This is a genomic window from Nocardia sichangensis (genome assembly GCF_047200615.1).
In the GTDB taxonomy this organism is placed as follows: Bacteria; Actinomycetota; Actinomycetes; order Mycobacteriales; family Mycobacteriaceae; genus Nocardia; species Nocardia sichangensis.
On sequence record NZ_JBJZOK010000022.1, the window covers coordinates 58,329 to 71,792 of the forward strand.

The 13,464-nt window shown below is 71.5% G+C and carries 1 protein-coding gene (cut by a window edge); it reads right to left on the reverse strand.

The annotated features are described in order from the left end of the window. Positions 1–44: 44 nt before the first annotated feature. On the reverse strand, positions 45–13,464 hold the final stretch of the coding sequence (locus tag ACL03I_RS26945; protein ID WP_412807241.1) for a WXG100-like domain-containing protein. It continues 19,508 nt past the right edge of the window; the window shows 13,420 of its 32,928 coding nt (coding positions 19,509–32,928); the start codon falls outside the window, past its right edge; it ends in the stop codon at positions 45–47.

Below are 13,464 nucleotides of genomic sequence, written 5' to 3' on the forward strand. Positions count from 1 at the left end.
ACTACTCCTCACGTCGATGGTTACCTTGTCGCATCGCCGTCCGGTCATCCGGCGAAGATCTCGGCGCGGCGCACCGGGTCGTCGACCACGGCTCGGACCAGCGCGCCGATGTCCATCTCCTCCGGCACCGAGCGATAGGTCAGCTCGCAGAAGACGGCACCGCCGATGGCCACCGCGAACCGGGTGGTGCGCCATCCCACCGTGCCCCATTCGACGCCGACGGGCCCGTCGAGCTCGACCGTGCGGTCACCGACACGAAGGACGAGTCTTCCGTCGTGTCGATAGAACACCACCGAGACTCCACCGAGCTCACCGTAGACGCCGTCGTGCGTGGACGCCTCGGACGGGTTGGCGCGCAGCGCGCCAGTGATCGGGTCGAACTCCGCGGGTACACCGAAGCCTGCGAACGGGCGGACGAAGATACCGCGTTCCGGGTCCTGGCCGCGGCGCCCGTTCCCCTGCGGCCCGCGGCCGTTGGTCCGTGCGCCACCGTTCACCGCTGGCGTCATCGGCATGCCGGGCGGCATCGGGGGCATGGGCATACCCGGCGGGACCGTGCCGTCGGGCCGGCCGGGGTCGTTCGTGTTGCCAGGCCAGGTCGGTGACGTGGGTGGATACGCTGCGGACGGTCCCGCGTATGGCGGTGCGGACGGTCCGGGGGTCGGCATAGTCGGGTATGAGGGTCGGGTCGACGGGTATGGGGGCAGTGTTCCCGGTGGCGTCGACGGATACGGAGGCATCGGCTGGCCGGGTGTCGGCCCGCCGGGCGGGAAGGGAGGCGTCGACGGGTACGGAGGTTGCGTGGGCGGAACCGTAGGTGTGGGGGGCTCCGTGGGTGTCGGCGGGACCGGCGGCTCCGTGGGTGTCGGCGGAACCGGCGGCTCCGTGGGTATGGGCGGCTCTGTGGGTATAGGCGGAACCGGCGGCGTGGGAGGAACCGGCGGTGGCGTCGGCGGAACCGGAGTCGGCGGCGTCGGCGGAGTCGGCGGAACCGGCGGAACCGGTGGCGTCGGCGGAACCGGCGGAGTCGGCGGAGTCGGCGGAACCGGCGGAACCGGTGGCGTCGGCGGAACCGGCGGAGTCGGCGGAGTCGGCGGAACCGGCGGAACCGGTGGCGTCGGCGGAACCGGCGGGAGCGGCGGAACCGGCGGCGTGGGTGGCTGGGGTGGGTTCGGCGGCTTCGGGGGTTCCGGTTGCGGCATAGGGACGGGCCACCGCTCCACTTCGTTCAGGAACGGCCCCGGCATTTCGAACTCGTAGTCCCTCGGCGGATGCGGAATGTGCGAGCGCAGCGCCCAGTTCGGCGGCATCCGGCGGTAACGCACCGGCCCCGGGCCCGACGGACCCGCGGGCGGCTCCGAATCACCGTCGCGGTTCGAGCGAGCACCGCCCGACGACTCGTCAGCACCGTCGCGATGAACGCGAGTTCCGCTCTCCGGCGAATCCTCGCCACCGTCACGCTCCCGGCGTGACGTCTCCCCGCCACCGCGAGCAGTCCGGGAACCGGACGCGCCCTCCTGGGAGGAACGATGCGCGGAGCGCTCCGAAGGATGCTCGCGCACAGCGTCTTCGGCCCGCGCGAGCTCGTCCTCGGCATCGATCACACGCCGAGCCGCATCCTCGAGCCGCGCAACCCGCTCCTGCCACGGGCCCTGCTCATCCACCCGCATCGTCCGCCCACGCAGGCCATCCAACGCGTCATCCAGCGCATCCCGCGTCAGATCCTCGTCATTCACCGGTAGTCCACGACGCGCATCCGTGAGATCGGCCTGCGCATCAGCCAACTCCCGCTCCGCCGCAGCACGCTGCGCGGACAGACGCGCCCGCTCCGCTTCCGCCTCGGCACGAGCGGACTCTTCCGCTGCCCGCGAAACCGATTCTTCCGGTCCGTCGGGCGAGAGCGGCTCGATGGCTCCAGCGGCCTGCTCGAGTGTCTCGTCCAACCGCGCGAGCCCGTCTTCGGCGTCGAATACGCGGCGGGCCGCACGCTCCAACTCCGTGACTCGGTCCTGCCACGGGCCCTGCTCATCCACCCGCATGGTCCGCCCACGCAGAGCATCCAGCGCGTCATCCAACGCATCCCGCGTCAGATCCTCGTCATTCACCGGCAGTCCGCGACGAGCATCCGCGAGTACGGCTTGTGCGTCAATCAACTCACGGGCGGCCGCAGCACGCTGTGCGGACAGACGCTCGCGCTCGGCATCCGCCTCGGCACGGGCCGATTCCGCTGCCGCGCCTGGGGCTGGTTCTTCTGCTGGGGCGTTCGGCGACCGGTCGGATGGCTGGGGGGTCTGGGCGAGAGCGTCGTCCAGGCGGGCAACCTCCGCTTCGGCGTCGAAGACGTGGCGGGCGGCCTCCTCGAGTCCGGTCAGCCGGTCCTGCCACTGCTGTTGCTCGTCCACTCGCATCGTCCGCGAGCGCAGGTTTTCCAGTGCGTCATCCAGGGCTTGCGGCGTCAGATCCACGTCGTCGACCGGTAATCCACGGCGAGCCGCCGCGAGATCGGCCCGGGCGTCCGCCAATTCCCGCGCCGCCGCGTCCCGCTGGTCGGACAGCCGCGCCCGCTCGGTATCGGCACGTGGGCTTTCGACCGCGTGACCGGTGTCTTGCCCCTCCGGCTGATGCGCTCGGTCGTGCGAGGGCGCCTCGGCTGCTCGATCGGCCTGCTCGAGGGCATCGTCCAAACGGGCCACCTCCGCATCGGCGTCGAAGACGCGGCGTGCCGCGTGCTCCAACGCTCCGACCCGCTCCTGCCACGGGCCCTGCTCCTCGACCCGCAACGTGCGCCCACGCAGGTTGTCGAGCGCATCGTCCAACGCATCGCGCGTCAGGTCCTCGTCATTCACCGGAAGACCGCGGCGGGCATCCGAAAGATCGGCCTGCGCGTCCGCCAACTCCCGAACCACCGCGGCGCGCTGCGCGGACAGGCGTTCCACATCGGCGCGGGCGGCGCGTTGAACGAGATCGGAGAGGGCGGCGATGTCGTCGGCGCGCCCGACGACCTCGGCGCGCAGCTCGGCCTGCACTTCGGCGAGCTGACCGGGGGTCAGTCGCTCGTTCTGGTCGAGCTTGCCGTCGCGGTAGACCTCGTAGACCTCGGCCCACCGTTCCGGGCCCGCGTCGGTCAGGTCCACGCCGACCAGGCGCGCGAAGTCCCGCCCGGCCCCGCGATCGGGGCCGGGCGCGGCGCTGGTGTCGCCGTCCAGCATGCCGAGCCGGCCGGGAGCCTCGGTGAGGTGGGCGACGTCGCCGATGACCTCCAGCAGGTGGCGAACGGCTTTGTCGTGCACCGGGAACTCGACATCGGACACGCGGGGATCGAGCGCTCGGTCACCGTGGGCGCGCGGGTCGAATACATCGACCGCGGCGAGCGCGTCGGCGTAGTCGGTGAGCGCGTCGACCAGGTCGGGGTGCAGGTTCGGCCGATGTGACTGGTTGGCGATCACCTCGCCCAGCTGCCCGAGGCCGGTGATCCGCACTGTTCCCGGCAAGGCGTCGAGACGCCGGACCAGCCGGTCGTTGGCCGCATCGATCGCGGCCGGGTCCATGCCGCGCAACAGCTTCGCGTATTTGACCAGCGCCTCGGCCCGTTGCTGCCGCAAGGCGTTGCGGATATCCGGGTCCGCCATCGCCTCGGCCAGGCGCCGCGGTGTCATGTCCGCGGCGTCCAGGCCGAGCCGGTGGGCCAGCACATGCCGCGCGTCGCCGACCTCGTGATAGGTGTCGATGTCCCAGGCGGTGCGCGCGTAGTCGATGATCGCCTCGATCTGTCCCGCGCGAATGGCGTTCTCGTCGCGCAGCACTGCGAGCCGCTCGGCGAGCAGTTCCGGGGAAGCCAGCTCCGCTTCGGTGATGTCGAGGCGCTGCGCGAGTTCACTGATGGCGTCGCCGATCTCCTGTCGCGACAACGGTTCCGGCGCCTCGTCCGCGACAGGAAGCGTGTCGGAGTTCACGACAGCGTCCGGCACGACACGCCAGCCGTCGCCGTCGTCCACCACGGTGACGTCGAGGCTGCGTCCCTCGACCTCGCCGGTGAAGTGACGCACCTGCGTCGCCCCGCCGTCGGCGATCGCGATCCGGTCCGGACGCACGTCGGTGACCAGGTAGTGGACCTCGACGATGCCCTCGTTGACAGCCTCGGCGAGCCTGGGGTGCGCCGCGAGCGCGTCGGCGAGGACGCGGTCGTGGCCGAGCGTGCCGTCCACGACCACCAACCGCATCGGCCCGCCGGGCTCGCCGGGGACCAGACCGAGACCGGTACCGTCTTCCAGCATCGCGCCGCCCCGCGCGAGTACCCAGTCCCGCCCGGCCATGTCGCCGATCAGGCCCGTGAGTTCGTCGGCCGCGGCATCGGCCCGCAGGAACTCGTCGGCGTCGGTGCGGAAGGCGGTCATGCCGCGCGCGTGCTCGCGGATCCGGTCCATCTCGTCGGCGAGCGCGTTCGCGAGCTGATGCGCGTCGAGCGCGTGCAGATCGGTGCCGAGCAGCTGCGCCCACACGGAACGCTCGTCCTTGATCTGGTCGCGGCGCAGCGCATTCTCGAAGAAGGAGCGCAGGCCCTGGTCCTGGCCCGGCTGGTCGGTGTCGTAGAGGTCGCCCCACTCGCGGCTCGGCTCACCGCCGTTGTTGACGCCCTGCCAGTCCAACAGGGTGGGGTTGCCGCCGAAGGCGCGCACTACCTCACCGAGGAAACGGTTCATCGGGTTGGCGTCGAAGAAGCCGACCTCGTCGCTGTACGGGATCCGCTCGTGCTCGGCGTTGTACCGGCGGGACGCCTCGGCGAGGCCGGTGAGCGCGCCGATCCGGCGGATCTGCTGATACCGCAGCAGATCGACGACCCGACGGACGTTCTCGGGGGTCGGTTCACCGAGGTCGACGCCCAGCGCAGCGGCCGCGGCCACCAGGGCATCGGCCAGTTCCTGCCGCCGGACCGTTGCCTCGGACAACTCGTGCAGCCAGTCGGCGAGTTCACCGGTGCTCGCGGGCAGCTCCTCGCCCGACCGCAGGGCCGGTTCCGGTGTGGCGTCGGGCGTCTCGCCGTCGGTCGGCTCCGGCCTGGACTCCGGCGCGGCGATCGCGCGGGCGGCGTCCTCGGCCTGTCGCTTCAGCTCCTCGAGTTCCACCCCGAGTTCCCGGCGCACCAGCTCCGGATCGGCCTCCTCCAGCCAGTACCGGTACTCCTCGCCGTCGCGGGCGACCGGTGTGCCGTACTCGGCCGCCGAGTCGGCGACCCGGGAGGTCAGGCGCTTCAGGAACGGGACGAGTTCCCGCTTGCGCCACATGGTGACGGCTTCTTTGAGGATGCGGACCGGACTGAACTTGGTCTGCATCACCTCGTATTCGTCGCCGGGCGCGGGAGTCGGGTCGTAATGCTTGGTGAGCGGCAGGCCCGCTTCGTGCGCGATCAGCGATTGGCCCGCGCTATCGATGCCGGAGCCGGACGGGTACTTCGGGCTCTCGCCGAGGTATCCCGCCGTCAGTGCCTCCCACAGGCGACGCAGCCGCGACTTCGGCCGCTCCGGTTGCCGCGGTGCGGGCACGTCGGTGTCCGCCGGTCCGGGTGCGTCGAGACGTTCGGGTGTCTCCACCCGCCAGCCGCCGTTCTCGTCGGCGACCAGCCGCGCCGGCACGCGCTCACCATCGACCTCGAGGGTGTACCGGCGGGTCTCCCCCGGCTGGGGCTCGGCGCCGGTCTGGCCGCGGGCCGCTTGGACGGCGTCGGCGAGGTCTGCGATGGCTTGCGCGTCGCGGCGCACCGCGGCACGGGCCTGCTCCACCGTCCCGGCCGGATCGCGATCGAGATCGGCCGGATCGATGCGGAGCCGCCGTGCCCAGGCGTCGCGGGTCTCGCGCACCTGCGCGCGCAAGTCCGGATGACGCGTGCCGCGCGCCCGCTCGGTCGCTGCCGCGAGCGCCTCGACCATGCCCGCCTGCAACAGGTTTCGGTAACGCAGGTCGGCGATGGTGGCGCCGAGATGCTCCGGGGACAGATCGTCCTCGTCGAGGGTGAATCGGCGTGCGAGCCGGTCGCGAGTCCGGTCGATCGGTTCAGGACGCGGAGCGCGGGACGACTCGTGCGCATCCCCGGCACGCTCTCGGTTCGCATCATTCGAGTGCGGCTCGGCTGCCCGAGTGACCTGTGCGCGGGCAGCGTCCAGCCGAGCGACTTCCGCCTCGGCATCGAAGACACGGCGGGCAGCGCGCTCCAACTCCGTGACACGGTCCTGCCACGGACCTTGTTCGTCCAACCGCAGCGTGCGTCCGCGCAGTCCGTCGAGCGCGTCGTCCAACGCACCCGGCGTCAGGTCCGCGTCGTCGACCGGCAACCCACGGCGGGCCGCCACGAGATCGGCCTGCGCATCGGCCAATTCGCGGACCGCCGCGTCCCGCTGCGCGGACAGACGCTCGGCAACGACACGCGGCAACTCCACACCGTGAGTCGCGTCACGTGCATCCGATTGCTGTGTCCGTTCGTTGGTGGTCGCGGCTTGCTCGAGGGCGCGTTCCGACCGAGCGAGTTCCGCGTCGGCGTCGAAGACGCGCCGGGCGGCGCGCTCCAACTCCGTGACGCGGTCCTGCCACGGTCCCTGATCGTCCACACGCGATGTGCGCCCACGCAAGGCTTCGAGCGCATCGTCCAACGCAGCCGGGGTGAGATCCTCGTCGTTCACCGGCAAGTTACGGCGAGCATCGGCGAGATCGGCCCCTGCGTCGGCCAGCTCCCGCGCCGCCGCATCCCGCTGCGCGGTCAGGCGCTCGGTGTCGGCCTCTGGACGAATTTCGGCCGCGGGATCGGCTTCGCGTGCTGCGTCTTCGGCCCGCGCGAGCCCGTCCTCGGCATCGAACACGCGCCCAGCCGCATCCTCGAGTCGCGTAACCCGGTCCTGCCATGGTTGCTGCTCATCCACACGCAACGTGCGGCCGCGCATGCCGTCGAGCGCGTCATCCAATGCGTCCCGTGTCAGATCCTCGTCATCGACCGGAAGACCACGCCGCGCATCCGCGAGACCGGCGCGCGCGTCGGCCAATTCGCGGGCCGCCGCGTCCCGTTGCGCGGACGGGCGTTCCGAGTCGGCGACCGTGCGGCCTGGGTCGGCAGGTTGCAGGGCATCCGGGCTCGTGGCAGCCGCGGGCAGTCGCGGTGGTCGCGGTTGCTCGATCGGCAGGCCCGCGCGGCGCAAGTCGTCCTGTACGTCGCGCAGGCCGTCGTCGGGCGCCTCGGCCAGCCAGAACTGCTCGTCTCCGTAGCGTTCCGCGCTGGTGAGCGGCTCGAAATCGTCCGGGTAGCGCATGCGCGGGCCGTCGGCTTCGTCGAGGAAGCCTCGCGCCCTGGCGATTTCGGCGAGTTCGGCCAGAGCGGCCAGCGGATCGCGCAGCGCGGCGAATCTCTCGTCGAGACCCAATGCCTCGGCGAGCAGGCGAACGTGCTCGGCCTCGGCATCGGTGAGCGGGTCGGCATCGCGCTGATCGGTCCAATCGCGCTGTTCGCGAAGGAATTCGAGCACGTCGTGAACGGGATTGCCGGTGCGACGAGCACCATCCGGACGGCCATCGGCCGGTGGCTCGGCATTCGTGGGCGGCGGCCCGGATGGCGGCTCACCATCCGCACCTGCGGCCTCCGCCCGCGGTTCGGCGGTGTCAGGCAGCCCAGCGACCGGGCGATCCTGGTCGGCGTCGGCGCGCACCGGTTCTTCGGCCTCGACCTCACGTGTAACCGGCTCTGCGCCTATGTCTTCCGATGGCGATTCGGTGTCAGCAGCCCGAGCCGCTTGTGCACGAGCGTATTCGGCCCGCGCCAATTCGTCCTCGGCGTCGAACACGCGCCGCGCGGCACGCTCCAACTCCGCAATCCGCTCGTGCCACGGCCCCTGCTCGTCCACCCGCGATGTGCGGCCACGCAAGGCTTCGAGCGCATCGTCCAACGCATCCCGCGTCAGATCCTCGTCGTTCACCGGCAACTCACGGCGAGCATCCGCCAGGTCGGCCCGCGCGTCCGCCAACTCCCGCTCCGCCGCATCACGCCGGGCGGTCGGGCGGCTCGGTTCGGCGTCGACACGTACCGATTCCCCGGCCACGGTGCCCGCTCCACGCGAAGCAGATTCTTCGCCGGGGTTGTCCGATATCGGACGGGCTACCTGGCCGTCCTCGTCGCGAGCGTCGTCCACCCGCGCGAACGCGTCCTCCGCGTCGAACACCCGCCGCGCCGCATCCTCGAGCCGTGCAACCCGCTCCTGCCACGGGCCCTGCTCATCCACCCACATCGTGCGGCCACCCAGGGCTTCGAGCGCATCGTCCAACGCATCCCGCGTCAGATCCTCCTCGTTCACCGGCAACCCACGGCGAGCGTCCGCGAGGTCGGCCCGCGCATCCGCCAACTCCTGTGCCGCCGCATCACGCTCAGCCGACAGATGCTCGGCGTCAACACCCGTATGCCTTTCGCCGCCAGTCGCACCTAGGTCGTCGGCTCGTGTTTTCCCCGCGACAGGCCCTCTGGTTTCCCGAGCTTCTCCGGGTGAAGCCGGGTCGCCGACGCGCGCACTTCCCGCGACGGGTCTCCTGGGAGACCGGTCGCCGTCACCCGGAGCCGGATCGCCCACGCGCGTAGTTCCCGCCACTGGTTCCCCCGGCGCGGGCGGTGGCGTTGGCTCTGTGCCCGAGGGGAATCCGTCGAGCTCGCGTTCGAGTGCGTCGAGGCGGTCCATGGCGCGGCGGTGGATCTCGTCCAGTTCGTCCAGCAGGCGCGTGTGCAACTCGTCCAGCGTCTGGGCCTCCGGAGACGGGTGTGCCGCGTCGTCCGGCCCGCCTGCGAGCCGGTCGAGCCGGGCGACGGCGGCGTCGAAGTGCTGATCGAGGTCCGTCGCGATCCCGTCGAGCTGGGCGAAGGTGTCGCGAAGCAGCTCGTCGAATCGTTCGTCGGTGCGCCGGGCCGCGTCGTCGAACTCCGCGCGGATGCGCTCCAGCGCCGCCTCGGCCGAGTTCTCCGCGCCCGGGCGGGCCGTGGGCGCCGCGAGCGGCGGGACCTCGGCTGCGGCCGGGACGCCCTGGTCGGGCCGAGCGGACAGCTCGTCGAACCGTGCGGCGATCTCGACTTCGATGTCGGCCAGGCGGTCGAGAGCGCGCTGCTCGATCCGGTCCAGATCCGTACTCGCGCGGCGCAACAGGTCGTCGAGCTGCTGGTCGATTCGGCGGTGCAGCTCGTCGAGGTCGGCGAGCGCTCGGTGCGCATCGTCGCGCGCGGTGACGGATGGGGAGTGCGGCGCGGCGTTCCGCGGGTCGTCCGACGCACTTTCACCGGACTCATCCGGACGCACGGTGCGCGGCGACGCCGCATCCGGCTCGCTCCCGGGACGGTCGGTCGACGGCACGGCTAGCTCACCGTCACCCGAATCATCGGACGCGCCCAGACGCGTGGTGCGCGACGCCTCCGCCGCATCCGGTTCGCGCTCAGGACGGTCGGTCCGCGGCACACCCTGCCCACCGTCACCCGAATCATCGGACTCGTCCGGACGAGCGGTGCGTGGCGACGCCGCATCCGGTTCGTCCTCGGGACGATCGGTCCGCGGCGCACCCTGCTCACCGTCACCCGAGTCGTCGGGCTCGTCGGGCTCGTCCGGACTCGCGGGTGCGGGTGGATCCTCCGGGGGCTTCTGCGCACCGCCGTCGGCGTTCGGCGCCGAGGATTCGTCCTCTTCGCGTGGACGCGACGGCTCCTCTCCGGCGGGCGGGCGGCGATCGCCGCCGCGGGGTCCTTCGCCGGGGCCATCGGTCGGGCCGTGCGGCCGCGACGGCGTCGCACCCGATGCGGGCGGCAGGTAGCCCGGGTCCGGTGCAAGCGGAGCGGGAGCGTACGGGATGCCCGCGCGCCAATCGGTCAACGGCGGGCGGTCGGCGTCCCAGTGATAGCCGAGCGTGATCGCGTGCGCGTTGGCCTGCTGCCAGGTCGAAAGCGGATCTTCATCCAGGAATCGCGCTTCGGCCAGCATGTCGTCGAGCAGCACGAAGTCTTGTGACAGCGGGACGCCGTCGATCAGTCGCTGCCACGCCTCCGCTACATCGGCGAGGCGGTCCATCTTCTCGTCGGTGTACCGGCCGGCCGGATCGCTGTGTTCGCGTACCCGATGCTCGTCGACCATCAGGTGGTCCTTGATGCGCGCCAGTTCCTCGCGGGTGAACACGGGAACGTCGTCGCGCATGTGCTCGGCGAGCGCGGTGGCGATGTCGTCGGGATCGCCACCGCCCGCCACCAGTTCGCGGATGTCCTCCACAGTGTCGCGAATCGCGTCGGGGTCTTCGGCGGCGAACCGGTCCGCGAGGTCGGCCGCCATCCGGTCGATCTCGTCGTGGATGCGCCCGAGTTGCGCGTCGACGTCGCCGAGCGGATCGATACCCGGCTGCCGCCGGACCAGCCGTGCGACGGCGTCCACCACCTCGCGCGCCCGGGTTTCCTGCTCGGCGCGCCGATGCCGGTCCAGGCCGTCGGCGATCCGGTCGATGTCGGTGTCGTCGGCGAGGAAGCGCTCGTATTCCCCGTCCGCCCAGTCCTGGACCCGCTGCCAGGCAGCGACGTCACGGTCCCACTCGCGCCGCAGGCCCTCCGGGATGTCGACCCGGTCGCCCGGCGGCACATGGTCGGCCGCATTCCACGGCCGGTGCATCGGCTGGATGTTGCGCTGCGGCGGGGCGAACCATTCGTAGTTGCGGAACACCGTGCCGAACGGCGGCACATGTCGCAGCCACGGCCGCGCCTGCACCCACTCGCCGATCTCCGGATGACGCTGGATCCACGCCTTCACCGCCGGATGCTTGGGCACCTGCGCCGCCATCAGCAGCAGGCGCACCACGTTGTACGAATCGCCGCCCCAGTGCTGGGTGTACACGTCGTGCTCGTCGACGCCCGAGGTGTCGTACCGCGAAGGCGCCTGCGGCATGTGCAGCGGAAGGGTGCTGTCCGGGATCATGCCCGGCGGGACGTCGTCGGTCGGCAGGGTGATGTCGTTGACGACGTCCTCCATCGCCCACCCGCTGACACCGTCCGGCAGTTCCTTCCGCGAGTACTTCTTCGGCGGTTCGCTGCGATCGCGCCCGAATTCCCAGTCCGGACGGGTCGGATCGACGCGGTGCCAGACGCCGTCGGCGTCGCGCCACGAGGTGATGTCCAGGCGGCGACCGCCGATCCACCCGGTACTCAACCGTTCGATCTCGGGCGGGTCCATGTCCTGCGTCCGCACGTTGTCTTCGCGGTCGGCGAGCACGTGACGGTAGTCGACCGTGGTCTCCGGGCGCACGATCGCCTGTGCCACATCGGAACTGCGGCGCAGGGCGTCGGCCAGAGCGGCGTCGTGATCGGCGCGCGGGGCGGACGGGTCGGGCCGGGCACCGAACACGATGATGCGCGGGCGCTCGCCGTCGATGATGCCGACCCGGTCGGTCACCATCCGGCCGCCGATGCGTTCGATGAAATCCCGATACGCGCCCGCAACCCTGGCCATGTCGTCCTGGATGCGGCCGATCGCGTTGTGCGCGTCGTTCACCTCGCGTGCGACGGCATCGAGCGCGTCGATGTCCCGGCGGCGAGCGTCGGCCTCCGCCTCGGAGAGCGTGCCGTCGGCGAGCCCGTCCCGGACCGCCGCGCGCAGGTCGGCCACGGTCCGGTCCAGCCGCTCCGGCTCGCAGGCCGCCTGATCGACTCGGCCTTCGGGATCCAGCAGGCCCAGGCGCGCCGCCAGGTCGTCGCGCTCGTGCCGCAGCGGCTTGACCTCGCGCAGCGCGTCGGCCCGCTGTTGGGCCAGCCCTTCCAGCGCGTCGATCACGTCCTGCGGCCGGGACCGCTGCGCTCCGACGCCTGCCCTGCGCAACTCATCGATTCGACGGTCCACCTGCTGGATCCGCTCGTCGAGCTGGTTGACCTGCTCGGCGGCCGCGGCGAGTTTCTCGATCGTCCGCCTGCGATGCTCGAGTTCCAGCGGCTCCGGCGCGACCCGGTCGGTGTGCGGCGCGTCGTCGGGGCCGCCGACGTCGTCGACCGTCCTGACGTTCGCGGCCTCGTACAGCCGCAGCACGGTGGTCTCCAGCTGATCCCCGCGCAACGCCGACTCGTCCAGAACGACGCTGTCACCCCAGGATTCGCAGCGGGCGGCGCGGTCCTCACGTTTGGCCCGCCAGAACTCGCGTTCACGGGTCAGGGCCTGGCGCTGCTGGACGAGCCGGTCGTATTCGCCCACCGGAGTGGTGGACAGTTCGAGATCCGCGAGTTGCGTTTCCAGGCGGGCGGTTTCCGCGTCGGCGTCGGCGAAGTCCCGCGCGTTCTGTTCCAGTTCGTCGATCCGGGCGAGACGTTCCGGCATCTCGCTGACCGGCATGGTCCGTCCGCGCAGCTCCTCCAGCGTCCGGTCCAGGCCGTCCGGTCCGGGTCGCAGGGCCGCCCAGTCGTCGGCGTCATCGATCGGCAGCCGTCCCGCCAGTTCGTCGCGCCGCGAGCGCAGTTCGTCGCGCCGGGCCTGCGCCTGCTCAAGTTCGGTTGCGAGCCGGTCGTATTCCGTCCGCGTCTCGGGTGACATCCGAGCGCGCGGGTCGTCATCGGCGCCACCGGTCCGCGACTCGTCCGCGCCGAGCGGGGGTGTGTCCGTCTCCGGAGTGGCGGCGGACGACGACGCGGAGTCGGTCCGTGCCGAAGCCGCCGAGTCCGGTGTGGCCGAATCGGCACGTGGTTCGCTCCCGATCGGCGCGTAGAGCCTGCGCAACCACTGCGCCCGGTCCTCCGCCATCCGGGCGTTCCATTCCGCTTGTTGCGCGCGGAGTTCCGCCCATGGGTCGTCCGGATCGGCGTCGGCGATGCGCCGCATCCGGTCCGCTTCGAGCGTGGCGGACCAGCTCTCGTTCTCCGCCTGCTCCAGTCGCAACCAGGCCGCGCGGTCGGCGGCCATGCGGGCGTTCCATTCCGCCTGTTCGGCGCGTAACCGTGCCCAGCGGTCGTCCGGGTTCGCGTCGGCCTGCTCGCGCAACCAGGCGGCGTGGTCGGCGGCCATGTCCGCCTCCCAGTCGGCCTGCTCGATCCGCATCCGGAAGTACCAGTCGGAGGGCGGGCCGGGCTCGTCGCCGGGGTCGTCCGCGGAGCGCGGTGCGGTCGGCGGCTTCTCGGCACCACCGTCACCCGAAGCGGGCTTCGCGGGATTGGCATCGCCGTCGCCGGAGCCGGACTTCACGGAATCGACTTCACCCCCGCCGGAGCCGGGCTTCACGGAATCAGCTTCACCCTCGCCGGAGCCGGGCTTCACGGAATCGACTTCACCCCCGCCCGGGCTGGACTTCACATCGACTTCACCCTCGCCGGAGCCGAGCCGCACGGTCTCGGCATCGCCGTCGCCGAGCTTCGCGGAATCGGATCCATTTTCGCCGGAGCCGGGTTTCGCGGTTCCGGATTCACCCGGCTCGGCTGGGTCATCGGATCGCCGCCCGGCCGCGGTG